Source organism: Rhodococcus sp. DT1 (genome assembly GCF_049844875.1).
GTDB lineage: Bacteria > Actinomycetota > Actinomycetes > Mycobacteriales > Mycobacteriaceae > Rhodococcus.
This window is the reverse complement of sequence record NZ_JBNCLW010000005.1, coordinates 189340-213780: the sequence shown is the minus strand read 5'-3', so window position 1 is coordinate 213780 and position 24441 is coordinate 189340. Positions and strand designations below refer to the sequence as shown.

Here is a 24441-nt window from a genome sequence, read left to right as displayed (position 1 = left end):
GGTGCTCTGACAGAAACACCGTGCTGACGGGAACACGGTGCTGTTGAGGGAGCGACCCCCCGGAGCCTAGATCGGTGTCAGCCGGCTGACGAGCCAGCGGTCGTCGTGTTTTTCGAGTTCGACTCGCACACGACTGCCGCTGCTCACAGCTTCCGGATTCTCGGAACTCGTGGTGATCTGGTTGAGGAACAGCAGGGTCACGGCGCTGTCGGCATCGGCGGATACCACCGACGATCCCTGCACGCTCACCTGCACGCTGATGGCCTTCTCCTTGGCCCCCGGCGCGATGACGTTCTTCATCAGATTCGTGTACTCGTCACGGAAGTCCCCGGTGAGGCCCTCGCCCGCCACGGCGATCTGATCGTCCACCTCGCCGTGGGTGTAGGCGAGCATCGCGACGGCCTGCTCCTCTGCTGCCACACGGGCTTCGGTACGGGCAGCCTCGGCAGCCGAGTCGGCCCGCGCTCCGTACGCGAGCCAGCCCACGACGACCGCGAACACGAGTACGAGCACCGACAGCCCGATCGCGACGTGCCGCAGGTACGACTGCGAGGACGGTGCTGTGTCCACGGGCGCGGGTGCGGTGTCCGCGGGTGCCGGAGCGGTGTCTGCGGAATTCACGACCGTGTCCGTGGAAGCCGGAGCGGTGTCTGCGGCTGCGGTATCCCCGGGTGAGGAAGCCGTCGCGGCCGCGGTCTCACCGGATGTGGTGTCGCCGGTCGTGTTCGTCTCGCCGGTCGTGTTCGTCTCGCCGGCCGTATCCGTCCGGCTGTTCGTGTCCGCCTGGCTGTCCGTGTTCACTGACGTCACCTGCTTGTCTTTCCGGTCTTCACTCACGGCACGAACTCCACCTTCGACGCCAGCAGTCTGCCGTTCTCGTCACAGATCGTCACGCGCAGACGGAAATCGCGTGGTTCCGGCTCGGTCTGGTCGGCATTGCTCACCATCGCACGCGACGCGACGAGCGACGACGCGCACGTACCGTCCTCGTTCTGGATTCCGGCCTCGAGCACCTCCCCCATCGTCGTGACGCCGGCTTGCTGCACGACCTCGACGAACGGGCCTTCGCGCCCTTCGAATTCGGCCTTGAAGTCGCCGGTGGCCCCGTCGATCAGCCGCTGCACGTCGGCGTCTGCGGAGTCGGCGCGGATCGTCGTCAGGTTCAGCACGGTCTGACGCGCAGCCTGGACGAACGCCGCTCGTCGCTCGTCACGCTCGTCGGCCGACCGCTGGTCGATGATCAGCCAGACACCGGCGGCCACAACGGCGATCAGCAGAATCGATGCGACCACGACCACCCGTTTGGGCCATGTCGGCGCCGCCGGTGCCGCGGAGGCAGCCGGTGCCGTGTCGCTGCCCCCGGTATCGGTCGCACTCGTCGGCGTGGTGCTCTCGTCGGGAACCGTATCGGGCTCGACGGTGGGACCGTCTTTGTCGTGTTCGTTCGCCATCAGCCCTGCTGTGCCTTCATGAAAGTCTCCAAACTCCGGTCGTCTCCCAGTTGGGCGTGGGTATACACGGTGCCGTCGGGACCGATATACGTCCCCGTCTGCGGATCGATCCGGCGCGCGGTGACGCCGGCCGGTGCCGCAGCACCGCTGCCTTCGGTGTATGACGCAGGCGTCGGCACGACATTGTCGGACCCTACCGGCGTAGGTGGACCCTGCCACGGATTGTCGGAGTATTTCGGTGTGTAGCCGGTACGGCACTGATCGGGCGTCGGTGCACGGCGCCCCGGATACTCCATGCACGGCAGGTTCCGGGCACCGCGCTGGGCGTTCGGATAGTCCTGCGGCAACTGGCAGAACACATCCCCCGGCGTGTCGACCATCGTGGTGTCGGCGGGGCTGCGCCACTGATCCGGCGGGACGAATCCGGAAAGACAGGGCGGCGGGTCGTGAAGCTGGAGATGGAAGTCGACGACTGCACCGTCCTCCGGCGGTCCGGACCCGGCCGCCGTGATCAGCGCGGTCGTCATCGGCGGATACAGCACGAGGACCTGCTCGATCCCGGAGTTGTAGATGACACCGACTTCACCGACGCTCACCAGGTTCGCGAGCAGGAGCGGAAGTGTCGGGCGGAGATCCTGCAGCAGCACTTCGGCTTCGGCCGCGGCCGACGGACCGGTCTCGAGCAGTGTCCGCAGATCGGGGTCGCTCTCGCGCAAGCGGTCGGTGAAGGTCACCATGTCCCGCGTCCACGACCGGATGGCGTCGCTGGTGACCGTCTGAGTGTCGAGCAGCGGCCCCACCTCGTCGATGAGCCGACGGGTTTCGGCGCTGTTCCCCGATGCCTCCTGCACGAACAGGCGGGTCGAGTCGATCAGGTCCTGCAATTCGGGACCGGATCCGTTGAACGCCTCGAAGGCTTCGTCCACGAGTGCCTGCAGTCGCGTGTCGCCGATGCTGGCGAGCAACACGTCCGCCTGGTCCAGCAGGGCACCGACCTCTTGCGGGACGGTAGCGCGCTCCACCGGCACCACGTCGCCGTCCGCGAGATACCCACCACTCGAACCCCCTTCGCGGGGAACGAGATCGACATACTGCTCACCTATGGCGGACACGCTCCGAACGGCCGCGTCCACATCGGCAGGAATCTTGTAGTCGCTGCCGATCGACAGCGTCGCGTCGACGCCTGCGGGCGAGAGCGCGACCGACTGGACCGTTCCGACGTTGATACCCCGGTAGGTCACGTTCGAGTGCGGATACAGGCCGCCGGTGGACGGAAGTTCCACGGTGAGCGTGTACCGGCCGACCCCCAGCAGCGCCGGCAGACGCACGTACTGCAGCGTCATCACGACGAGACCGATCACGGTGAGCACAGCGAAGATCGAGAGCTGGATACGAACGAATCGTGAAAGCATCATGGTCCGAACACCCCCTCGGGAAGTCCGGGAATCGTGATCTCGCCGATTCCGGGGATCGAGAGTGTGCCGGCAGGTCCCGGGGCGGGTTGTGCGGGCGGCGGCGCGAGCGGCGCCTGGAACGGATCGACGGCCTGGGCGGCGAGTCCGGCGTCCCTGCCGAGAATTCCCTCCGGTCCGGCCAATCGGCCCGCCAGTGGGGTTCCGGTCAGGAAATTCAGGTCGAGCCGATCGAGGGTGAGGTCGATCGTCATGGCGAGGTTCGCGTAATCACCCCGGATGACGTTGTTGATCCCGTTCTGAGGGAAGGGGTACGTCAGGAGTACGCCGAGGACTTCGGTGAGCGCGCTGCCCGAGTCGGCCAGCGCCCGCAACGTCGGTGCCAGCCCCTGCAGGTTCGCTTTGAGATCGTCGTTGGAGCTTTCGACGACACGACTCGCCACCGTGCTCAGCTCACCGAGCGAGGACATCGCGGACGTGAGGTTCTGCCGCTGGTCCACGAGGACTTCGAGCGCGGGCGGTAGTTCCTCCAGTGCCCGCACGAGGGTTTCGTTCTGGTTGTTCACCGTGACCGCGAGCCGGTCCATCCCTTCGAGCGCGGACACGATATCGCCGCGCTGGGTGTCGAGCGCGGACACGAGTTCGTCGAGACGCGGGAGCAGGTTGCGGACGGAATCCTCCCGCCCGACCAGTGCGGCGTTGAGTTCGGTGGTGATGTCGTTGATCTGCGCCAGACCGCCGCCGTTGAGTACCAGCGACAACGACGAGAGCGTCTGCTCCGTCGTCGGATAGACACCCGCACGCTCGAGGGGAATCCGATCGCCGTCCGCGAGCCGTCCACGCGCGGGTTCGTCGACGGGGGCGAGCAACTCGAGGTGCTGCGAACCGAGCAGGCTCGTCTGGCCGATCTTGGCCGTCGCGTTGGCGGGCACCACGGTGTCCTTGTCGAGCGCCACCGTGACGAGCGCGTGCCATCCGTCCACCTCGATCGCGGCAATCGACCCGACGGTGACATCGTCGACGCGGACCGGTGAGTTCTGGGTCAGCGTCGTGACATTGGGCATCTCGATCTCGACGCGGTAGGCGCCTTCACCGCGTCCGGCGGTGCCCGGCATGGGAACAGAGTTGAGCCCATCCCATTCACAGCCCGTCAGCGCCAGCGTCGCCGCCAGCACGACCGCGGCCGCGGTGATGCGCCGTCCATTCGACAGGATCATCGTCCCCCTCCCGGCTGCAGCAGTGTTCCCAGGTCCTGCGGGACCGCGACGTTCGGTAATCCGCCCAGCAGTCCGTCGAGCGGCGTGGGTGCGGGCGCCGCCTGCGGCGGTGCGGTCCCTCGTCCCGCGGACGCACCTTCGAGCCATGGTTCGCTGTAGACGATGTCCCCGGGGAACGCCTGCACACTGGCGAGCGGGTTGGCCAGTGCCGGCAGGTAGTTGGCGCTCATCGAGGCCAGGACCGGACCGAGTTGCTGACGGCACAACTCTTCGCTTCGTTCGGATGTCGCGTTCGCGGCGGCAGCGACCGACCCACACATCCACTCCACAGGGTTGGCGAGGTTGTTGATGGCGAGGGCGCCGGTCAGCGACCCCTGTGCCGGCTTGTAGATGTTGTAGAAGTTGGCCAGCGACGTCGGGCCCGAGTGCAGAATCCGCTCGATCTCCGGTCGCTTGCGCGCGAGCACTTCGGTGGCGTCGGCGAGGCGCTCGACCGACTCGGTCAGTCCGGCACGGTTGTCCTGGACGAAACGTTGCACGTCGCCGACCGCGATGCCGAGATCGGTGAGCGAGACCCCGAGTTGGTCGGAACTCTGTGCGAGCACATTCGAGACGGAGGCCAGCCGTCCGCCGAACTGCACGATCTGCTCGTTGCTCGACGACAGCACCGAGACGAAGGTCTGGAGGTTCCGGATCGTCGAGAACAGATCGGTGCGTCCCTCCGACAGCGTATGCATGGTCGCGGACAGCTCTCGCAGTGTGGAGCGGATGGTCTGCCCGTTTCCGTCGAGGTTCTCCGCGGCGGTGTCGATGAACCGGCCGAGCGAGCCCTGTGGATCGAGTTCTTCCGGCCCGAGCGCCTCGGACAGACGCATGAGTTCGGTCTTGATCTGATCCCATTCGACGGGCGACGCGGTGCGCTGCGGAGGAATCGTCGCGCCGTCCTCGAGGGCGGCGCCGCCGGAGTAGACGGGGGTGAGCTGGACGAAGCGGGCAGAGACGAGGCTCTGCGCGATAACGACGGCAGCGGCGTCGGCCGGCACGTCGACCGCGTCGTCGATCGACATGGTCACCCGAACCAGGTCGTCGCCGGGCTCGATATCGGTGATGCGCCCGACCGACACACCCAGCACGCGTACGTCGTCACCTTCGTACAACCCGCTGGTCGAGACGAATTCGGCATAGACCGTCCGCTTGCCGAGGCCGGGCAGCACGAACCACACGAAGCCCGCGACCAGCGCAAGGACGACGGCGGCCGCGATACCGATCAGCAACCGGCGCGGAAGTCGGGAGTTCTTCGGAGGCGCCGGTTCGTGGTTGTCCACCGGCATGGTGTCGGTACTCATTCGCCATCCCTCGTGATCGACGGCGGCTCTTTGGGAATCACGTTCTGGAGATCCTCGGGGAGAAGGTCGGGGGCAACCTGGCTGTCCACGATGGCTTTCCACCACGGCGCCGGCAGGATATTCGACACGTAGGCGTTGAAGAACGGCCCGCTGGCCACAGACTCACCGAGAGCGCTGATGTACGGTCCGAGACCGTCGAGCGCCCCAGCGATGTTGTCCTTGTTCGCCTGCAGGTTCGCGGTGACCGCGTTGAGCTTCTCGAGCGTCGGCCCCATCTGGCTCTGGTTGTCCTGGACGAGGCCGGTGAGCTGGCGCGAGACCGCGGAAATGTTCGCGATGAGTTCGGTGATGGCGTCTCGGCGAAGGTTCAGCTCGCCGAACAAGGCGTTGGCGTCGACGATCAGCGCGTTGACCTGATCGCTGCGCTCGGAGAGGATCGCGGTCACGTCCTCGGCCCGGTCGAGCAACTGCAGCAGGGACTCGTCCCGCGAGTTGATCGACTGGGACAACCGGGTCATGCCCTCGAGGGCACCGCGTATCTCCGGCGGAGTGTCCTGCAGCGAATCCGACAGGGCATCGAGCGACTCGTTGATCTGTCCGGTATCGAGTTCGGACACGGTGGTCGTGAGGTCGCCGAGCGCGTCGGTCAGCGAGTACGGCGAGTTGGTTCGGTCGATCTCGATGATCGTGCCCGGACGCATCACGCCGGAGCCTCCCGGACGCACTGCGAGCGACTTGCGGCCCAGGACGGTGTTGGTCTTGATGTCGGCGCCGGTGCCGTCGCCGAGGCCGATGCCGTCCTGGATCGTGAAGTTCACGAGTACGGTCTGGCCGTCGAGCTTCACGTCGGTCACGTCGCCGACCGTGACACCGGAGAGCATCACCTCGTCTCCGGCGACGAGTCCACCCGCGTCCTCGAATCGAGCCGAATAGCTCAGCCCGCCCGAGAGGAACTGGAGCTGGTCGTACTGCAACCCGGCGAGGACGATGGCGGCGGACACACCCAAACCGACGATGCCGATCTGGAGATGACTGCGTTCGCGCGGTGCACTCATTCGACCTTCGCACACCTTCCCGTGTCGTGGTTCGCCGTCGTGTACCTGACGGTGGTGCCGTCGGGTCCGGAGAACTTGAAGGTGTTGGCGCAGAGGAAGAACTGGAAGAAGTTGCCGTAGGCGCCCACCCGGATGAGTTTCTTGTAATCCGACGGGAGACGTTCGAGTGTGCGGTTGATGTCGTCCTCACCCAGATCGAGTTGTGTCATGGACCGATTGGTTTCGGCGATCACGGACTGCAGGTCGGGTCGGTTGTTCTGCAGCAGCGCTGCCAGATCCGCAGTGCCCCCGGCGATCTCCGGGATCGCGGCGCCGATCGGGTCGCGGTCTGCGGCCAGCCCACCGGCGAGGGCACTCAATTGGTCGATGGTCTCGGCGAACTCGCGATCGTGGTCGTCGATGGTGCCGAGAACACCGTTCAGATTGTCGATCACGTCGCCGATCAACCGGTCGCGATCCGCGAGTGAATTGGTGAACGAATTCGTGTTGCCCAGCAAGGAGACCAGCGTCTGGCCCTGCCCCTGGAACACTTGCAGCAACGCGCCGGACAGGTCGTTGACCTGCTGGGAATCGAGCCCTTGCAGCAGTGGCTTGAACCCTCCCAGCAGCAGGTCGAGGTCGAGAGCAGGTTCGGTCTGCTCGATCGGGATGCTTCCGCCCGGCTGGAGAACGTCGACGCTGCCGGCTCCCTCGAGCAGTTCCAGATACCGGTCTCCCACCAGGTTCTCGTAGCGGACGGTCGCGCGAGTGCCGGTGAAGAGCGTGTACTTGGAATCGACGCCGAATTCGATTTCCGCGTGGTTGCCGTCCCCGATGTCGACCCCGTCGACCGACCCCACCTGGACACCGGCGATACGCACCTTGTCGCCGGATTTCAGTCCGGAGACGTCGGTGAAGGCCGCGTGGTAGGTCTCTTTTCCGGTGAACCGGGCCTGGCTGAACACCACTGCGAGGCCGGCGAACACGAGCACCATCGTGAGCGTGAAGATCAGGAACTTGATCGTGGTGGGCCGCATCGTCACTGCCCTGCCGCGAGTTGGTCACCGAACAGGTACTGGAAGATCGTCGGGTAACGCACCCATGCCTCCGTGGCCGGTTTGTACGGCGTGGTCCCGGTATCGGTCACCACGAACTTCGCGTTCCCGTCGCGTCGCGGATCGTAGTCCGGCATGCCCCAGCAGTTCGGGCCGCCGGAGGCCCCGACGACGGGCAGGTCCTGGGCCGCGTTGTACGGCGTGGCACCACCCATGAAGCTCGTGCTCAGCGTGAGCGCGGCATATTCACCCGTTCCGGCCATCGGTTCGAAGGCGATGCGAGCATCGTTGAGACCGATGATGAAGCACGTGAGTTCGGGCGAGTACTCGCCGAGGAGCCCGGTGGTGTACGACAAGCTGTCGAGTGCGGTGACCACTTGGTTCTCGTTCTCCCCCAGAACGTTACGACCGGTATCGGCCAGACCGGTGAGATTCATGAGCAACAGGTCGAGTTGCGACTGTTCGTCGACGATCGTGTTACCGACCTCGGTGGCGTTGCCGATCGTGGTCATCAGATCCGGCACGGTGTCCGCATAGAGATTGGCGACGTCGGCAGCAGCTCCCAGGTCGTATTGCAACTGCGGGAGCGAGGGGTTCATCTCGGCCAGGTAGGCGTCCGCGTCCGCGAGGGTGGCCCCGAGCGCATCGCCGCGACCGTTGAGCGCCTCCGAGAGCGCACCGAGCGTGGCGTTGAGCTTCTCAGGCTGCACCTGCGTCAGCACCTCGGACAGATGCTCGAAGACCGTATTGAACTCGACCGTCACACTGTCGGCCGCAATCACCGCGCCCTCTTGCAGCGGTACCCGTGACGGATCCTCCGGGACCACGAGGTTGACGAACTTGGCACCGAACACGGTGGTCGACTCGATCGACACGCGCGTGTCGGACGGAATGAGGTGCATCTGTCCGGGCTGCATCGCGAGCCGCAGCACGGCACCGTCCGGGGTGTGCTCGATGGACGAGACCCTGCCGACCTCGACGCCGCGCAGTTTGACCTTCGCGTCGGGTTCCATCACCAGGCCCGATCGCTGCGCGGTGACGGTGACGGGCGTGGTGGAGGTGAATCCGGCGGCAAACATCGTCAGTGCCACGAAGACGATCACGGCGAGCCCACCCACCAGCACGAACGCCGCGAGCTTTTTCTTCCACGAGGGAGTGTCCATGTGCCGCGCCCTATCCCGACAAGTTGAAGTTGCCGGTCGCGCCGTACACGGCGAGAGAGATGAGGAGGGTGACGGTGACGACTGCGACGAGCGACGCGCGCACCGCGTTGCCGACGGCCACGCCGACACCGACGGGTCCGCCGCCGGCGGTGAACCCGTAGTAGGTGTGGATGAGCATGACGGCGATCGCCATCACGATCGCTTGGACGAACGACCAGAGTATGTCGGTGGGTATGAGAAACGTCGTGAAGTAGTGGTCGTAGACGCCGGCCGACTGGCCGTAGATGACGACGGTCGCGAATCGGCTGGCGACGAACGACGCGATCACCGCGAGCGAGTACAGCGGGATGATGGCGATCATTCCCGCCAGGACCCGGGTGGAGACGAGGTACGGGATCGACGGGATGGCCATGGTCTCGAGTGCGTCGATCTCCTCGGAGACGCGCATCGCACCGAGTTGCGCCGTGGAGCCCGCGCCGATGGTGGCGGCCAGGCCGATCCCGGCGATGGTGGGTGCCGCGATGCGGACGTTGATGAACGCCGCGAAGAACCCTGTGAGTGCTTCGACGCCGATGTTGCCGAGGGAACTGAACCCCTGCACCGCGATGATGCCGCCGGTGAACAGGGTGAGGAATCCGACGATGACGACGGTGCCGCCGATCACGGCCAGGGCACCTGTCCCCATGCTGATTTCGGCGACGAGCCGGAGGGTTTCCTTCGGGTACTGCCGGAGCGCGCGAGGGATCGTCGCGAGCGCCTTGCCGTAGAACAGGGCCTGCTCGCCCAGACGGTCGATCGACGTCGAGGCGCGGGAGAACCGTCGCACGGCCCTCGGGAATCGCCCGGAGATCACTGCCATGGTGTGTCCTCCGCGTTTCTCATCCGGCCGTCAGCTTGATGCCGACGGCGGTGACGAGGAGGTTGACGACGAACAGGGCCATGAACGCGAAGACGACCGTCTGATTGACGGCGTCCCCGACGCTCTTGGGGCCACCTTTGACGTTGAGTCCGAGGTAGGAGGCGACGAGGCCTGCGATCATGCCGAACAATCCTGCCTTGACCTGGGAGATCATGAGTTCACCGAAGCCGGTGAGAAGCGTGATGCCGTTGATGAAGGCTCCGGGGTTCACGTCCTGGAGGAAGACGGAGAACACGAAGCCACCGAGGATGCCGATCGTGCAGACGAGCCCGTTGAGCAGCAGCGCGACGACGGTGGACGCGAGTACGCGCGGGACCACGAGCCGATGGATCGGGTTGATGCCGAGCACCCGCATCGCATCGATCTCCTCGCGGATGGTGCGGGCTGCGAGATCCGCACAGATCGCGGTGGCTCCGGCACCGGCCACGATCAGCACCGTGACCATCGGCCCGACCTGCGTGACGGCTCCGAGCGCGGCCCCGGCACCGCTGAGGTCCGCCGCACCGATCTCGCGGAGCAGGATGTTCAGGGTGAAGCTCACCAGGACGGTGAAGGGAATGGCCACGAGAACGGTCGGCACGAGAGACACCCGCGCGACGAACCACGCCTGGTCGACGAATTCACGTCTCTGGAAGGGCCTGGTGAACACCGCCCTCGCGGTGTCGCCGGTCATTGCGAAGAGGCCGCCGACGGCGCGCAGTGGAACCTCGAGGAGATCTACCACCGTCTCCCCTTTCGTTCGCCGGCCCGACCGAAATCCGACCGTGCGCAGAAATCTGCTGTGACCCGCGTCATAGTAACTAGAACGTGTTCACGTGTCAAAGAAACATCCTGTAGACAATTCATCCGTTTTTTCCGCGGCCGCACTCTCCGCGTCCCCACTCTCGCTAATACGGACATAAGGCGCATTGATCAGCCATTTTTCCGTGGATTCGGCACTACTCTCCCGCTCGCCCCAACCCCGGAAGACGATTCAACACAGTTGAATATTGAAATTGAACGGAGATAAAACTAGAACAGGTGTCCCTTGCCGCCGACGCGCGGCGCACTGCCGACTCGGAACCGGCCGGTCGGCGTGATACGTACCCTTCGCCCAGGATACGTGTCACGCAGGGTTGCAGAGAGTTCCGGCTCGGGCGAGTCGGAAGCGTTCACAGCTTCAGTGCATCGGAGGCGGAGAACGTCGCAGCCGGATCACGGTCCGCGAAGTAACCCCCCAGTTCGGCCGCGAGGGCTTCCGGTGTCCACTGCACGTCCGCGTCGAACCGTTGCTCCACGACCGGCGCGGCCATGAGCGCGACCATCGGCCCGTACACGATGAAGACCTGTCCGCTGATGTGGTCTGCGGCGGGCGAGGCCAGGTAGGCAACCAGATTCGCCACATGGTCGGGCGAGAGTGGATCGACCTCGCCGTCCGGCGGGGCGCCGAAGACCGATTCGGTCATCGCCGTGCGGGCACGGGGGCAGATCGCGTTTGCTCGCACGCCGTAGCGCGCCAGCCCCCGCGCGGCCGACACCGTCAAGGCCGTGATGCCGGCTTTCGCGGCACCGTAGTTCGCCTGCCCCTCCGGTCCGAGCAGCCCCGCCTCCGACGACGTGTTCACGATGCGCCCGTAGACGGGCCCGCCGACCTCCTTGGACTTGCCCCGCCAGAACGCGGCGGCGTTGCGGCACAACAGGAAGTGGCCGCGCAGGTGAACCGCGACGACCGAGTCCCACTCGTCGTCGGACATGTTCGGCAGCATCCGGTCACGCGTGATGCCCGCATTGTTGACCACAATGTCCATTCCACCGAACTCCTTCTCGGCGGCGTGAACCATCGCATCGGCGGTCGCGCGCTCGGCGACGCTTCCCGGCACGAATGCCGCACCGGGTCCGATGGCGCGGATCTGCGCGAGAGTGTCCTCCACGGAGTCGTTGGCGACGAGATCGTTGACAACCACCGACGCGCCGGCGCGAGCCAACGCGATCGCTTCGGCCCGCCCGAGGCCCGCACCCGCGCCGGTGACCACGGCGACCTTGCCTTCGAGGGACACACCGCTGCCGACAGAACTCATCCACGCACTCCTTGCGATTCGGGCCGGCCGGACGGCCACACCCCGGTGGACGTCCCCGGCACCACATCGGGACAGTCCAGAGAATGTAGAACGTGTTCCTGTTTATGACAAGACGCGACGGGGTCCCAGCTCACCCTTCGGACAGGGCTGCCCTGGGGCACTGCGCAATTGCCTCACGAACGTTCGCCTCACTACCCTCGGGAACCGGGTGCTTCACGAGCAACTCGTCGTCGTCGTTGAGATCGAACACCTCGGGCGCCACCCCGACACACACGCCGTTCGCCTCGCAGCGGTCGAAGTCGACCTTGACATCCATGACCCGAACCCCGTTTCACTTTCGTACCGACCCGACCGCCTCAGGCTAGAACGCGTTCCATTTCTGTGCAATGATTCGCGCTAATCCCGCAGCGGCGAAGTGGAGCGTTCGTGGACATCAGCTATACCTCCGAGCAACAAGCGCTACGTGAGGAATTGCGACACTATTTCACCCATCTCATGACTCCGGAACGGCGTGAGGCCCTCGCCGCGACGACCGGCGAGTACGGGGCCGGCAACGTCTACCGCGAGATCGTGCAGCAGATGGGCAAGGACGGCTGGCTCACGCTGGGCTGGCCCGAGGAGTACGGCGGCCAGAACCGCTCCGCGATGGACCAGCTGATCTTCACCGACGAAGCCGCGATCGCAGGCGCACCGGTCCCGTTCCTCACCATCGATTCGGTGGCGCCGACGATCATGCATTACGGCACCGCGGAGCAGAAGGAGTATTTCCTCCCGCGCATCTCCGCGGGCGAACTGCACTTCTCCATCGGTTACTCCGAGCCCGAAGCCGGAACGGATCTCGCGTCGTTGCGCACCACGGCCGTGCGCGACGGCGACGAGTGGGTGATCAACGGCCAGAAGATGTGGACGAGCCTGATCGCGTACGCCGACTACGTGTGGCTTGCGGTGCGAACCGACCCGGATGCGAAGAAACACAAGGGCATCAGCGTTCTCATCGTGCCCACCGACGCGGAGGGGTTCTCGTATACCCCGGTCCACACCATGGCCGGTCCGGACACGAGCGCCACCTATTTCGAGAACGTCCGTGTCCCTGCGTCCGCTCTGGTGGGCGAGGAGAACGCCGGATGGTCCCTGATCACCAATCAGCTCAACCACGAGCGTGTCGCGCTCACGTCCGCCGGACCGGTGCTCACCGCGCTCGGCGAGGTGCGCCGCTGGGCGCAGCAGACGAGGCTGCCCGACGGACGCCGCGTCGTGGACCAGGAATGGGTGCAGGTCGGTCTGGCGCGGGTGCACGCCCGTGCGGAATACCTCCAGTTGATGAACTGGGATATCGCGTCGAGTTCCGGCAAGACGCCGCTCGGGCCCGGGCCGGCGTCGGCGAACAAGGTGTTCGGTACCGAATTCGCCACCGAGGCCTACCGTGTGCTCATGGAGATCCTGGGACCCGCGTCGACGATCCGTCAGAACTCTCCGGGCGCGCTGCTGCGCGGACGGATCGAACGTATGCACCGCAGTTCCCTCATTCTCACCTTCGGCGGAGGCACCAACGAGGTCCAGCGCGACATCATCGCGATGGCCGCCCTCGGCCAGCCTCCCGCCAAGCGCTAACGAAGGATCCTCCACCGTGGACTTCACCCTCACCGAGGCTCAACAGGACCTGTCGAGCCTGACCCGCAGCATCGTCACCGACATCGTCACCAACGACCATCTGCGCGTGCTCGACTCGCTCGACGACCGGATCGACCGGACCTTGTGGGACCTCCTCGCCTCGTCCGGAATCCTCGGCGCGGCATTGCCCGAGTCGGTGGGCGGTGACGGGTACGGGCCGCTCGAGCAGGCAAGCATCCTGCTCGAACTCGGCCGCGGGGTTGCCGCCGTCCCGTATCTGACGTCGATCGCGGTGTGTGCCTCCGTCATCGGTGAATTCGGTACGCCGCAGCAGGTGTCGGAGTGGGGCAGGCCGGCTGCCGCCGGTGGGACGATCCTCACCGCCGCACTGTCCGAAGAACTCGACGACGATCCGGTGGTCCCCACCACCCGAGCACACGCCGCGGACGACGGGTACGTGCTCGACGGCACCAAGACGGTCGTCGACGCCGCGCCGGTCGCCGACGGATTCCTGGTCCCGGCGTCGCTGGAGGACTCCGTCGCGGTCTTCCTCGTGCGGTCCGACGACCCGGGTGCCGGGGTCACCCGCCAGGCAACGACCGACCGCGGCAGCAGAGGCATCCTCACGCTGGACGGGGTCGAGCTCGACGCCGGCCGGGTGCTCGGCACGGACGGCGCAGCCGTGGCCGCCCGGCTGCGGGATCGGACCCTGCTCGGGTCGGCCGCCTACCAGTGCGGAGTGCTCGACCGCGCACTCGAGCTCACCGCGCAGTACGCCCGCGAACGCATCCAGTTCGACAGGCCGATCGGCAGTTTCCAGGCTGTCGCGCAGCGACTCGCGGACGCCTACATCGACACCAAGGCGGTACGCCTGACCTTGTGGCAGGCCGCCCACCGGATGGCCTCCGGCGAACCGCACGCCGAGGAACTCCGCAGTGCCGCATTCTGGGCGGCCGATGCGGGACACCGCGTGGCACATACCGCGATCCACGTGCACGGCGGCGTCGGCCTCGACGAGGACCATCCCGTCCACCGATACTTCCTCGCTGCCAAACAGCACGAGTTCCTCCTCGGTTCGGCCACCGCGCAACTTCGTGCGCTCGGCCGGGTACTCGCCGACACCCCCGCCTGACCGGACGACGAGGACTGCCATGACCGCCGATCCCACTGTGACCTCGCTGCTCACACGCCTGTCCGACATCGACGACCGTGGCATGGCCTTCGAGGACACCCGCATCTCGTGGCGGGAACACGTCCGCGCCTCGCACGACCGCGCGGCGTTGCTGCGCGACCTGCTCGACGAGAACGCTCCCCCGCACATCGGGGTGCTGATGGACAATGTGCCCGAGTTCTCCCTGCTGCTCGGTGCCGCCGCGCTGTCCGGATCGGTGGTCGCGGGCCTGAACACCACCCGCCGAGGCGAGGCGCTCGCCCGCGACATCGCGCTCACCGACTGCCGGGTGGTCTTCACCGAATCCGCTCACCTGCCACTGCTCGACGGTCTCGACCTTCCCGGCGTGCGCGTGATCGACGTCGACTCCGCCGAGTGGCCGGAGATGCTCGCTCCGTTCGCAGGCTCGGCCCCGGTGGTCGCGCAGACGAAGCCCGACGACTTGTTCATGCTCATCTTCACTTCGGGGACGAGCGGAGATCCGAAAGCGGTGCGCTGCACCCACGGGAAGGTGACCGGCCCGGGGCTCATGCTCGCGGAGCGGTTCGGCCTCGGGCCGGATGACGTGGTCTACCTGTCGATGCCGATGTTCCACTCCAACGCGATCATGGCCGGCTGGGGCGTGGCGCTGGCAGCCGAGAGCGGTGTGGCACTGCGGCGCCGGTTCTCGGCATCCGGGTTCGTCACCGATCTCCGGAAGTTCGGTGTCACCTACGCGAACTACGTCGGCAAACCCTTGTCGTACATCGTCGCGACACCGCAGCGCGCGGACGACGCCGACAATCGTCTGCGCATCATGTACGGCAACGAAGGCACGGCGCCTGCGGTCGCGGAGTTCACCCGGCGATTCGGCGCCCGGGTCGTGGACGGCTTCGGGTCCACCGAGGGCGGCGTCTCCATCGCCGCCACCCCCGGTGCGCCGCCCGGGGCGCTCGGAACGCTCCCCGACGGCATCGACATCCTCCATCCGGAAACCGGGAAGCCGTGTCCTCCCGCCGAATTCGACAGCGACGGCCGGATCGTCAACGCCGACGACGCCACCGGCGAGTTGGTCAACACTCGTGGAGCCGGAATGTTCAGCGGCTACTACAACAATCCCGAAGCCGACGCCGAACGTCTCCGCGACGGGAAGTACCACAGCGGAGACCTCGGTTACCGGGACGCGGATGGGTTCGTCTATTTCGCCGGCCGCAGTTCCGGTTGGCTCCGTGTCGACGGCGAGAACCTCGGGTCCGCGCCCATCGAGCGAGTCTTGATGCGATACCCGGGTTTCGCCCAGGTGTCCGTGTACGGGGTCCCCGACCGGCACGTGGGTGATCGCGTGATGGCGGCCGTCATACCCACTGTCGCCGAGGAATTCGACGCGAAGAGATTCGCCCTTTTTCTCGCCGAGCAGACCGATCTCGGCCCCAAGCAGGTGCCTACACTCGTGCGCGTCTGCCGCGAGTTCCCCCGGACCGCGACGTTCAAAATCCTCACCCGATCGCTCGCCGCGGAACGATGGCACTGCGCCGATCCGGTCTGGGTCCGTGAGCGCGGCGATGCCGAATTCGTGCCGTTGTCGCCGGACACGACACACCTCCTCGAACCTCTCACAACGACATCGGGACACCGATAACGTCTAGCCGAACGCCAGGAAGACCCCGTGGGAGAAGCGAGGATCGATGGGATCGGTGCCCGGTACCGCAGCGCGCGCCCTCGGGAGTTTCTACGCGTTGTCGCTCGACGCATTCGTGAGTGCGTTCCGGGGCCCGTTCCAGTGGCGTGAATTCCTCTCGCAGTTCTGGTTCATCGCGCGCGTGTCCCTCGTCCCGACGGTCCTCATGTCCATCCCGTTCACCGTCCTGGTGGTCTTCACCCTCAATTCGCTGCTGCTGGAGATCGGCGCGGGTGATCTCAGCGGTGCGGGCGCCGGCCTCGGCGCGATCACACAAATCGGTCCCCTGGTGACGGTTCTCGTCGTGGCCGGAGCAGGCGCCACAGCCATCGCAGCGGATCTCGGATCGCGCACCATCCGTGAGGAGATCGCTGCCCTCGAAGTCCTCGGTATCGATCCCGCGGCGCGCCTGGTGCTGCCGCGCGCGCTCGCGTCGACGGCCGTCGCCGTGACGCTCAACGGGGCGGTGTGCGCGATCGGGCTCACCGGCGGATTCTTGTTCTCGGTGACCTTCCAGAACATCGACCCGGGGACCTACGCCGCGGGCGTCACCTTGCTCGTGGGGCCGGGAGAACTCCTGCTGTCGGAACTCAAGGCGGCCGTCTTCGGGCTGCTCGCAGGTCTCATCGCATGTCACCGCGGCCTGTCCGTCACCGGCGGACCGAAGAGTGTCGGCGAAGCGGTCAACGAGACCGTGGTGTTCGCGTTCGTCGCCCTGTTCCTCGCGAACATGCTGCTCACCTCGATCGGGATCGCGGTGATGGGTCGGTGAGCGTGCCACCGCCCACCGGCGGGCGGGTCGCGCACGCTGCGCGCCGGGCCGGTCACGGTCTCGACCGCGCGGTCGACACCGTCGGCCGTCAGGTGGTCTTCTCGATCGGTGCACTCGCCTCGACCGGACGGGCCGCCCGCCACTATCCACGCGAAACACTGCGCGTGGTCTCCGAGATCGGGCTCGGGACCGGCATTCTCGCGATGATCGGTGGGAGCGTCGCGATCATGGGGTTCCTCACCCTGTTCGCCGGTGCGACGGTCGCGGTGCAGGGGTTCACGTCTCTGGGCAATATCGGGGTCGAAGCGCTCACCGGGTTCCTGTCCGCCTACGTCAACGTGCGGGTCGTCGCGCCCGTGACCGCCGGAGTGGGCCTGGCCGCGACCATCGGCGCGGGCACCACCGCACAACTCGGCGCGATGCGCATCAGTGAAGAGATCGACGCCCTCGAAGTCATGGCCATCCGCTCGGTGCCGTACCTGGTGGGTACCCGCATCCTGGCCGGCCTGATCGCGGTGATTCCGCTCTACGCGCTGTCCGTGCTCGCCGCTTTTCTGTCGAGCCGTATCGCCACCGTGGTCGTTCTCGGTCAGTCCCCGGGGGTGTACGACCACTATTTCTCCACGTTCCTGCGCCCGGCCGACGTGGCGTGGTCGTTCTTCCAGGCGGTCGCGATGGCACTCGTCGTCATGACCGTGCACAGCTACTACGGATTCACCGCGAGCGGTGGTCCTTCCGGTGTGGGTGTCGCAACGGGCCGCGCGGTGCGCATGTCCCTCATCGCCGTCGTGACGATCACCCTGCTCATTTCGCTGGTCCTCTACGGCAGCGCCCGCCAGCTGCATCTGGCCGGGTGAGAGCGGTGCGGGCAGGACGGATGCGGAGCACCGGGTTGCACAGACTGGCCACAGCGGGCTTCGTCGTCGTCGCCGCGGTAGTGCTGGTCGTCGTCGGACTCGCCTTCCGGGGAGCGTTCGCTTCGGGGGTGACCGTCACGGTGGATACCGGCCGGGCGGGGCTGATGCTCGAGCGCGGCGCGATGGTCAAGGCGCACGGTGTGCAGGTCGGCACCGTGACCGAAGTCCGGCACACTCCTGCCGGGGCCGAGGTCGTCGTTCTCCTCGACCCCGCCGACGCGGCGCGCATCCCGTCCACCGCGGAGGCCGAGATCCTGGCGACGACAGTGTTCGGCGCCAAGTACGTCTCCCTCACCGGCACCGGATCGACCGGCACTCCCGGGTTGTCCGACGGCGCGGTGTTGCAGGCTTCGAGCGTGACGGTGGAGACGCAGACCGTGTTCGAGTCGCTGTCCGGGGTGCTGCAGGCCGTCGACCCCGCGAAGCTCAACCGGACCCTCGGCGCGTTGGCGTCCGCCCTGCGCGGCCGGGGCGACACACTCGGCGCGGCTGTGTCGGACACCGATGCCGTGCTCGCACGACTCGAGCCGCGCATCGAGGTGATTCGACGCGACCTCACCGCTGCCGAAGCCACCGCGGACATCTACTCGCCGGTCACCGACGAGGTGACGGAGTCGCTCGGCAACCTGACGGTGACCGGAGCAACGATCGTCGAGCGCGTCGACGATCTCGACCGGTTGCTGCTCGCCACCATCGGGATGGGCGACGCCGGGCGGCGCGTCGTGGAACCGAACACCGAGCAGATCATCGACGTGCTCGATCTCCTGCGCCCCACCGCGTCGCTGCTCGAGGAGTACTCCCCTGTTCTGCCGTGCTTCTTCCAGGGTGCCGACCGTGCCCGGCAACTCGCCGAACCGGCGTCCGGAGGCAACGGATCGTCGATGATGCTCAATTCGACGCTGCTGCTCGGTGTCGATCCGTACGAGTATCCGCGCAACCTTCCGGTGGTCGCCGCGACGGGCGGTCCGCGGTGCGGCGCACTGCCGATCGTCACCCTCGACGAAACACCTGCGCCTTACGTGGTCGCTCGCACCGGGGCCGATCCGTTCGAGAGACGGAACACCGCACCGGTATTCGTACCGGAATCCCTGTTCGAACTGCTGGGCGGAGGAGTCGGATGACGCGTACCGCGATCGCGGCCGGCATCTACGCCCTCGTCATGACGCTGATCCTCGGCGGGTTGTTCGTCGTCTTCGGTCAGGTGCGCTTCGGCGACTACACCCGGTATCACGCTGTGTTCGAGGACGTGTCCGGACTCGAGCCGGGTCAGTTCGTCCGGGTGTCCGGCGTGGAAGTGGGGCAGGTGGAGAAGGTCGAGTTCGCCGACGGAAACCGCATCGACGTCGTCTTCGAGGTCGACTCCGTCTACACGCCGACCCGGGCGACCGTCGCGACGGTCCGTTACCTCAACCTCGTCGGCGACCGTTATCTCGAATTGTCCGATGGTCCGGGAGAACTCGTCCCGATGAGTGCCGGCGAGACGATCGGTCCCGAACGGACCCGCCCGGCACTGGATCTGGACGTGCTCGTCGGCAGTTTCACACCGCTGTTCCGCGCGCTCGACCCGGACCAGGTCAACCGGCTGTCCGCAGATCTCATCTCCGTACTGCAGGGCCAGGGCGGAACGGTGGAGTCGGTGCTTGCCCATGCCGCGTCCCTGACGTCGGCCATCGCCGACCGGGATCTCCTGGTCGGGCAGGTGATCACGAACCTGAACGCGGTGCTGGCCACTCTCGCTGCGCACCGCGACACGGTCGACGCCGCACTCGTGCGCGCGCAGGAACTGCTGTCGGGACTTGCGCAGGATTCGGTGATGCTGGGCGAATCGGTCACCCGTCTCGATGCGGCGAGCGGATCCGTCGCGGACCTGCTCAGCCGGACGCGCTCCCCGCTTGCCGGTACGCTCCGCGAAACCGAACTCGTGGCGGCACAACTGGAGTCCCGCAGCGACACCATCGACAGCCTGGCGACACGGCTGCCCGATGCGTACGCCGCACTCACCAGACTCGGCGCCTACGGCGGGTTCTTCAACTACTACCTGTGCGGAATGCTCATCAAGGTCAGCGACCCCTCCGGCAACACCGTCACCTCGCCCCTGTTCGGTCAAACGACGGGCAGGTGCGCCCCGGCATGACACAGTTCCGCGACATGAATCCCACCCGCGTGGGTGTGATCGGCACGGTCGTGCTGATCGTTCTCGTGCTGTGCGCCCTGAACATCCGGTCACTGCCGCTGTTCGACTCCGGGTCCACCTATCGCGCGCGTTTCGTCGACGCCGGCGGTCTGAACCCCGGCGACGCCGTGCAGGTGTCGGGCAAGGATGCCGGCCGTGTGCTCGACATCGTCATCGACCACGACGCCGTCGCCGTCACATTCACCGTCGACCGGCGGGTCACGCTCGGCACCGACACGACCGTCGACATCGCGACCGCCACCGCACTGGGTGCACGGCACCTGCGCGTACGTCCGGCAGGTCCGGGGAGACTCGAACCGGGCAGCACGATGGACCTCGACCGGACCACCGCCCCGTACCAGCTGACGGACGCCCTCGGTGATCTCGCCGATACCGCAGCCGAACTCGACGCCGAACAGCTCCGTACCTCGATGCGCGTGCTGTCCGACACCCTGCGCGAGACACCCGACGACGTCGGTGCCGCCGTGGACGGGGTGATGCGCCTGTCCGAGACGGTGGCGAGCCGCGACGCCTCGTTGCGCGAACTGCTCACGCATGCGGAGCAGGTCACCGCGGTGCTCGCCGAGCGCAGCGACGCTATCGACTCGCTCATCGTCGACGCCGACCTCGTGCTCGGCGAACTCGACCGCCGTCGCGCAGCACTCGACACGTTGTTCGCCAACGTCGACGCGTTGTCCGTGGAGATCTCGAACCTGGTCGCAGACAACGAGGCCCAGCTGACGCCCACGCTGACCAGGGTCAACGCGGTTCTTGCCGTCCTCGAACGCAACCGCGACAACATCGCGCTCGCCATCGACAGGCTCGGTCCGTACGCGACCGAACTCGGCGAGGCGGTCGCGTCGGGCCCGTTCTTCAACTCCTACATCCAGAATCTGCTGCCGATGCAGATCATCGAACCGGCCCTCACGCGGGCGCTCGACGATGCCGGTATCACCGTTCCGGGAGGTACTCCGTGAAGCGGAGCACAGGGTTCCTGACGTGGGTGGTGCCGCTGCTCGTCCTGGCGGTGATCGCCGTCGTGTCGTTCACCGTCGTGCCGTGGCGTGCGACCGACGAGTATTCGGCGGAGTTCACGACTGCACGTGGCCTGTACGTCGGCGACGATGTGCGCATCATGGGGGTCGAGGTCGGACGGATCACCGGCATCGAACCGCGCGGCGACCGGGTGCTGGTGACATTCACCGTCGACGCAGCCCATCGCATCCCGGCCGCCGCAGAGGCCGCGCTCATGGCGCCGACACTGGTCTCGGCCCGCTTCCTCCAGATCACTCCGCCCTACACCGGCGGACCCGAACTCGCTCCGGGCGCGAGCATCACGCTCGACCGCACAGCGGTACCGGTCGAATGGGACGAGATCACCGCGCAACTGGCTCGCCTGACCACCGAACTCGGTCCGACCGACGACGATGCGCGGGGGCCGCTCGGTGAGGTGCTCGACGTCGCTGCCGACAATGCCGAGGGGCACGGCCCCGCGATCCGCGAATCTCTGCGGGAACTGTCGGCAGCGATGCGCACCGTCTCGGACGGCCGTAGCGACCTCTTCGGCACGCTGGGCAACCTGCAGGTATTCGTCGACGCGCTGTCGGCGAGCGGCGACCAGATCGTGTCCTTCCACGACCGGCTTGCCGCGGTGACGGATGTCCTGGACGCGAACCGCGACGAGATGGGCGCTGCGCTGGCCGGACTCGACACCGTGCTCGTCGATGTCGAACGGTTCGTCCGCACCAATCGCGAGGAGATCGACACGACCGTGGATCGCACCGCTGTGCTCGCCGAGACGCTCGCGGCACAGCGTGACGGCATCGCCCAGGTGCTCCATGTCGCGCCGACCGCATTGTCGAACCTGCAGAACATCTACCAGCCGGCCCACAACACCGTCGTGTCGGCGCTCGCGCTGACCAACTTTGCGAACCCGGCCCAGTTCATCTGCTCGGCACTGGCCGCTGCGGAACAGGTGGACGCCCACACCGGTTCCGAACTGTGCGTGCAATACCTGGGCCCGATCCTTCCGCTGCTCGCGACGGAGTATCCGCCGGCGCGCATCAATCCCACCCGGGGTGTGGGCGCGCTGCCCGACCAACTCGTCTACACCGAGCCGGATCTCGCACCGGGCGCCCCGGCACCCACCGACCTGACCGAACTCCTCTCGCCGGGGTCGCCGTGAGTACGCGCCCGGCGGTAGCGGCAGGCATGCTCGCGTGTGTTCTCGTGGTGACCGGATGCGACTGGCAAGGACTCAACTCGCTCGACCTGCCCGGCACGCGCGGGCACGGGGCCGACGCCTTCGAAGTCACCCTCGAGATGCCGGATGTGACGACACTGGAACGTAATTCGCGCGTACGGGTGGGTGATGTGACGGTCGGCCGCGTGTCGGGGCTTCGGTTGAGCAACGGGCACGCCGAGGTGACGGTGATGCTGGACGGCTCCACCGTGCTGCCCGCCAACGCGAACGCCGCAATCGGTCAGACGAGCCTGCTCGGCTCCGCACACGTCGAACTGTCACCGCCGGTAGGCGAACCCGCACGCGGCCGTCTCGCGGACGGCGACGTCATCCCCCTGGAACGGTCGGGTGCTTTTCCCACCACCGAACAGACGCTCTCGTCGCTCTCCCTGGTCCTCAGCGGCGGCGGGCTCGCGCAGGCTCAGGAGATCTCCCTCGAGCTCAACCGCGCGCTGGACGGACGACAGGAATCGACGCGTGCGGTGCTCGTCCGGCTCGACGCCGTACTGAGTGGACTCGATGCCCAGCGGAACGGGATCGTGAGCGCGATGGAGTCCATCGACGCACTTGCCGCGGAGGTTGCCGTGCACAACGACCGGATCGCCGCGGCCGCGGATCAACTCGCGCCTGCGCTCGAGGTGCTGGCGGCTCAGCGCGCGGAACTGACCCGTGCCGCCGATTCCCTCGGGCAGTTCGGGCGGGTCGCCACCGAGGTCGTCGAGGCGAGCGGCGACGACGTGGTTGCGAATCTGCGAGATCTCGAGCCGATCCTGTCGTCACTGGCAGCCTCCGGCGACTCGCTGACCGAATCGCTGCGGTACCTGCTGACCTTCCCGTTCCCGATCGACACGTACCGCAACGCGGTTCGGGGCGACTATGCGAACGGCACCGTCATTCTCGATCTGACCCTGCCGACGCTCGAGAACGCGTTGCTGCTCGGCACTCCGTTCGAGGGTGCGCTCACCGGCGGTGCCGCTCCCCTCCCCGACCTGGTGTCGTTGCTCGTTCCCCCGTCAGGGGAGGCCCCGCGATGAGTCCTACCGCGGCGTTGCGAACCCGCCTGCTCGCGTTCTTCGCGATCGGACTCGCTGCCGTCCTCGTCGTCGCGCTGTGGGTCGTGGAGGTGCCTCGCCTGGTCGGCATCGGCCGCTACGACGTCCGGCTGGAACTCACCGACGGAGCCGGTCTGTACCCGTCGGCCAACGTGACCTACCGCGGAGTCGAGATCGGGCGCGTGACCGCTGTGACGATGACGATCGGCGGTGCGGAAGCCGTGCTGTCCCTCGATTCGGGCGTACCCGTCCCCGCGGACGCCGCGGTTCAGGTCCGGAGCATGTCGGCCATCGGCGAGCAGTACGTCGAGTTCCTGCCTGCCGGCGCCGACGCGCCGTACCTGGGCGACGGTGACGTCGTCGGGTCCGACCGTGTGTCGGTGCCCGAGCCCATCGGACGGGCACTCGATCAACTCGACAGCACCTTGCAGTCGGTCGGGACCGACCGTCTGTCCGTGCTGCTCGACGAAACCCACTCCGCTGTCGCCGATTCGGACGACGCGTTGCGGACGCTCATCGAGTCTGCGGCGGCAGTGAGCGGTGAGGCAGCCGCGAGCATCGACAGCACGGCGACCCTGCTGGATCAGGTCGGGCCGCTGCTCGAGACACAGGTGGCATCCTCGGACGCCATCACCCGATGGGCATCGTCACTCGCCGGCACGACCGGGCAACTCCGTGACTCCGACACCGATATCCGCACCCTGCTCGGGGTCGGCGCGCCTGCCGCCGCGCAGGTGCAGGCATTGTTCGAGGACGCCGAACCCACCCTGCCCCTGCTCCTGGCGAACCTCATCACGGTCGAGCAGGTCGCGGCGGTGTATCAACCGTCGCTCGAGCAGATACTCGTGCTCTTCCCCTCGATCATGGCGTCGACACAGTCCGCCGGCCTGCCCAACGTCGACAACCCGGCGCAGAACACGTATTTCGTCAATTCGTACAACGATCCGCCGCCGTGTATCAGCGGGTTCCTGCCACCGGAGCAACGCCGGTCGCCCACCGAACTCGACGTTCCGGAAACCCCGCCGGATCTGTACTGCACGTTGCCGGCCGATTCGCCGGTCGCGGTGCGCGGGGCACGGAACATGCCGTGCATCGAGTACCCGGGACGACGGGCACCGACCGTGCAATTGTGTCGCGACGGTGGATACCCGGCCACCGGGCTGGAAGATCTGCTGACGCCGACGGGCTGAGC

At 66.8% G+C, this 24441-nt stretch carries 23 protein-coding genes; 11 read left to right on the top strand and 12 right to left on the bottom strand.

What is annotated here, in order from left to right; genetic code table 11:
• Positions 1 to 66: 66 nt before the first annotated feature.
• From ACLQ3J_RS14370 to ACLQ3J_RS14315, 12 genes are all read right to left on the bottom strand, one after another.
• Positions 67 to 570, bottom strand: a complete 504-nt coding sequence (locus ACLQ3J_RS14370) for a twin-arginine translocation pathway signal (RefSeq protein ID WP_422423386.1) — start codon at positions 568 to 570, stop codon at positions 67 to 69.
• Positions 571 to 833: 263 nt separating this feature from the next.
• The gene (locus tag ACLQ3J_RS14365) at positions 834 to 1451 is read right to left on the bottom strand and encodes a hypothetical protein (protein WP_206036971.1); all 618 of its coding nucleotides are present in this window, start codon (positions 1449 to 1451) and stop codon (positions 834 to 836) included.
• The gene (locus ACLQ3J_RS14360; RefSeq protein ID WP_169621358.1) at positions 1451 to 2866 is read right to left on the bottom strand and encodes an MCE family protein; all 1416 of its coding nucleotides are present in this window, start codon (positions 2864 to 2866) and stop codon (positions 1451 to 1453) included. Before ACLQ3J_RS14360 ends, ACLQ3J_RS14365 begins: the two co-directional genes overlap by 1 nt.
• Complete coding sequence (locus tag ACLQ3J_RS14355; RefSeq protein ID WP_169621359.1) at positions 2863 to 4080, bottom strand: MCE family protein; 1218 nt, start codon at positions 4078 to 4080, stop codon at positions 2863 to 2865. The genes ACLQ3J_RS14360 and ACLQ3J_RS14355 overlap by 4 nt, the downstream gene beginning before the upstream one ends.
• On the bottom strand, positions 4077 to 5426 hold the full coding sequence (locus ACLQ3J_RS14350; protein ID WP_425903687.1) for an MCE family protein: 1350 nt from the start codon (positions 5424 to 5426) through the stop codon (positions 4077 to 4079). Before ACLQ3J_RS14350 ends, ACLQ3J_RS14355 begins: the two co-directional genes overlap by 4 nt.
• Entirely contained in the window at positions 5423 to 6481 is a 1059-nt protein-coding gene (locus ACLQ3J_RS14345) for an MCE family protein (protein WP_169651995.1), read from the bottom strand. Before ACLQ3J_RS14345 ends, ACLQ3J_RS14350 begins: the two co-directional genes overlap by 4 nt.
• The gene (locus ACLQ3J_RS14340) at positions 6478 to 7497 is read right to left on the bottom strand and encodes an MCE family protein (RefSeq protein WP_169621362.1); all 1020 of its coding nucleotides are present in this window, start codon (positions 7495 to 7497) and stop codon (positions 6478 to 6480) included. The genes ACLQ3J_RS14345 and ACLQ3J_RS14340 overlap by 4 nt, the downstream gene beginning before the upstream one ends.
• A 2-nt stretch (positions 7498 to 7499) precedes the next feature.
• The gene (locus ACLQ3J_RS14335; protein WP_169651996.1) at positions 7500 to 8678 is read right to left on the bottom strand and encodes an MCE family protein; all 1179 of its coding nucleotides are present in this window, start codon (positions 8676 to 8678) and stop codon (positions 7500 to 7502) included.
• 10 nt (positions 8679 to 8688) lie between these two features.
• Entirely contained in the window at positions 8689 to 9537 is an 849-nt protein-coding gene (locus ACLQ3J_RS14330; RefSeq protein WP_169621364.1) for an MlaE family ABC transporter permease, read from the bottom strand.
• 19 nt (positions 9538 to 9556) lie between these two features.
• A complete protein-coding gene (locus ACLQ3J_RS14325; protein WP_169621365.1) occupies positions 9557 to 10321 on the bottom strand; it encodes an MlaE family ABC transporter permease in 765 nt (254 codons plus the stop codon).
• Between the two features lie 427 nt (positions 10322 to 10748).
• Complete coding sequence (locus tag ACLQ3J_RS14320; protein ID WP_425903685.1) at positions 10749 to 11654, bottom strand: 3-oxoacyl-ACP reductase; 906 nt, start codon at positions 11652 to 11654, stop codon at positions 10749 to 10751.
• A 130-nt stretch (positions 11655 to 11784) separates the two neighbouring features.
• Complete coding sequence (locus tag ACLQ3J_RS14315; protein ID WP_169621367.1) at positions 11785 to 11970, bottom strand: ferredoxin; 186 nt, start codon at positions 11968 to 11970, stop codon at positions 11785 to 11787.
• A gap of 110 nt (positions 11971 to 12080) precedes the next feature.
• On the opposite strand from ACLQ3J_RS14315, the gene ACLQ3J_RS14310 reads away from it, so the two are divergent.
• From ACLQ3J_RS14310 to ACLQ3J_RS14260, 11 genes are read left to right on the top strand one after another with little or no spacing between them, the layout of a single operon-like run.
• Positions 12081 to 13265 carry an acyl-CoA dehydrogenase family protein gene (locus tag ACLQ3J_RS14310; RefSeq protein ID WP_169621368.1) on the top strand — a complete coding sequence of 395 codons (1185 nt, stop codon included), beginning with the start codon at positions 12081 to 12083 and terminating at the stop codon, positions 13263 to 13265.
• Positions 13266 to 13281: 16 nt separating this feature from the next.
• Positions 13282 to 14397 (top strand): acyl-CoA dehydrogenase family protein, encoded by a 1116-nt coding sequence (locus ACLQ3J_RS14305; protein ID WP_378528456.1) that lies wholly within the window; start codon positions 13282 to 13284, stop codon positions 14395 to 14397.
• Positions 14398 to 14416: 19 nt separating this feature from the next.
• A complete protein-coding gene (locus ACLQ3J_RS14300; protein WP_425903683.1) occupies positions 14417 to 16054 on the top strand; it encodes a long-chain-fatty-acid--CoA ligase in 1638 nt (545 codons plus the stop codon).
• A 46-nt stretch (positions 16055 to 16100) separates the two neighbouring features.
• Positions 16101 to 16865 carry an MlaE family ABC transporter permease gene (locus ACLQ3J_RS14295; RefSeq protein ID WP_425903682.1) on the top strand — a complete coding sequence of 255 codons (765 nt, stop codon included), beginning with the start codon at positions 16101 to 16103 and terminating at the stop codon, positions 16863 to 16865.
• 2 nt (positions 16866 to 16867) lie between these two features.
• Positions 16868 to 17722 (top strand): MlaE family ABC transporter permease, encoded by an 855-nt coding sequence (locus ACLQ3J_RS14290; protein ID WP_425903855.1) that lies wholly within the window; start codon positions 16868 to 16870, stop codon positions 17720 to 17722.
• A gap of 20 nt (positions 17723 to 17742) precedes the next feature.
• Positions 17743 to 18903, top strand: coding sequence for an MCE family protein (locus tag ACLQ3J_RS14285; RefSeq protein WP_425903681.1), 1161 nt, complete (start codon positions 17743 to 17745; stop codon positions 18901 to 18903).
• A complete protein-coding gene (locus ACLQ3J_RS14280) occupies positions 18900 to 19916 on the top strand; it encodes an MCE family protein (RefSeq protein ID WP_425903680.1) in 1017 nt (338 codons plus the stop codon). The genes ACLQ3J_RS14285 and ACLQ3J_RS14280 overlap by 4 nt, the downstream gene beginning before the upstream one ends.
• Positions 19913 to 20932 (top strand): MCE family protein, encoded by a 1020-nt coding sequence (locus ACLQ3J_RS14275; protein ID WP_425903679.1) that lies wholly within the window; start codon positions 19913 to 19915, stop codon positions 20930 to 20932. Before ACLQ3J_RS14280 ends, ACLQ3J_RS14275 begins: the two co-directional genes overlap by 4 nt.
• Entirely contained in the window at positions 20929 to 22140 is a 1212-nt protein-coding gene (locus tag ACLQ3J_RS14270; RefSeq protein WP_425903678.1) for an MCE family protein, read from the top strand. The genes ACLQ3J_RS14275 and ACLQ3J_RS14270 overlap by 4 nt, the downstream gene beginning before the upstream one ends.
• Positions 22137 to 23231, top strand: a complete 1095-nt coding sequence (locus ACLQ3J_RS14265; protein ID WP_378528461.1) for an MCE family protein — start codon at positions 22137 to 22139, stop codon at positions 23229 to 23231. Before ACLQ3J_RS14270 ends, ACLQ3J_RS14265 begins: the two co-directional genes overlap by 4 nt.
• Complete coding sequence (locus ACLQ3J_RS14260; RefSeq protein ID WP_169652003.1) at positions 23228 to 24439, top strand: MCE family protein; 1212 nt, start codon at positions 23228 to 23230, stop codon at positions 24437 to 24439. Before ACLQ3J_RS14265 ends, ACLQ3J_RS14260 begins: the two co-directional genes overlap by 4 nt.
• Positions 24440 to 24441 lie beyond the last annotated feature (2 nt).

What these genes read in the sequence shown, in the direction of transcription:
- ACLQ3J_RS14360 (WP_169621358.1), bottom strand. Translation starts at nt 2,866, where the DNA reads ATGATGCTTTCACGATTCGTTCGTATCCAGCTCTCGATCTTCGCTGTG.
- ACLQ3J_RS14345 (WP_169651995.1), bottom strand. Translation starts at nt 6,481, where the DNA reads ATGAGTGCACCGCGCGAACGCAGTCATCTCCAGATCGGCATCGTCGGT.
- ACLQ3J_RS14275 (WP_425903679.1), top strand. Translation starts at nt 19,913, where the DNA reads ATGACACAGTTCCGCGACATGAATCCCACCCGCGTGGGTGTGATCGGC.
- ACLQ3J_RS14330 (WP_169621364.1), bottom strand. Translation starts at nt 9,537, where the DNA reads ATGGCAGTGATCTCCGGGCGATTCCCGAGGGCCGTGCGACGGTTCTCC.
- ACLQ3J_RS14300 (WP_425903683.1), top strand. Translation starts at nt 14,417, where the DNA reads ATGACCGCCGATCCCACTGTGACCTCGCTGCTCACACGCCTGTCCGAC.
- ACLQ3J_RS14285 (WP_425903681.1), top strand. Translation starts at nt 17,743, where the DNA reads ATGCGGAGCACCGGGTTGCACAGACTGGCCACAGCGGGCTTCGTCGTC.
- ACLQ3J_RS14280 (WP_425903680.1), top strand. Translation starts at nt 18,900, where the DNA reads ATGACGCGTACCGCGATCGCGGCCGGCATCTACGCCCTCGTCATGACG.
- ACLQ3J_RS14365 (WP_206036971.1), bottom strand. Translation starts at nt 1,451, where the DNA reads ATGGCGAACGAACACGACAAAGACGGTCCCACCGTCGAGCCCGATACG.
- ACLQ3J_RS14335 (WP_169651996.1), bottom strand. Translation starts at nt 8,678, where the DNA reads ATGGACACTCCCTCGTGGAAGAAAAAGCTCGCGGCGTTCGTGCTGGTG.
- ACLQ3J_RS14320 (WP_425903685.1), bottom strand. Translation starts at nt 11,654, where the DNA reads ATGAGTTCTGTCGGCAGCGGTGTGTCCCTCGAAGGCAAGGTCGCCGTG.
- ACLQ3J_RS14260 (WP_169652003.1), top strand. Translation starts at nt 23,228, where the DNA reads ATGAGTCCTACCGCGGCGTTGCGAACCCGCCTGCTCGCGTTCTTCGCG.
- ACLQ3J_RS14295 (WP_425903682.1), top strand. Translation starts at nt 16,101, where the DNA reads ATGGGATCGGTGCCCGGTACCGCAGCGCGCGCCCTCGGGAGTTTCTAC.
- ACLQ3J_RS14350 (WP_425903687.1), bottom strand. Translation starts at nt 5,426, where the DNA reads ATGAGTACCGACACCATGCCGGTGGACAACCACGAACCGGCGCCTCCG.
- ACLQ3J_RS14340 (WP_169621362.1), bottom strand. Translation starts at nt 7,497, where the DNA reads ATGCGGCCCACCACGATCAAGTTCCTGATCTTCACGCTCACGATGGTG.
- ACLQ3J_RS14315 (WP_169621367.1), bottom strand. Translation starts at nt 11,970, where the DNA reads ATGGATGTCAAGGTCGACTTCGACCGCTGCGAGGCGAACGGCGTGTGT.
- ACLQ3J_RS14355 (WP_169621359.1), bottom strand. Translation starts at nt 4,080, where the DNA reads ATGATCCTGTCGAATGGACGGCGCATCACCGCGGCCGCGGTCGTGCTG.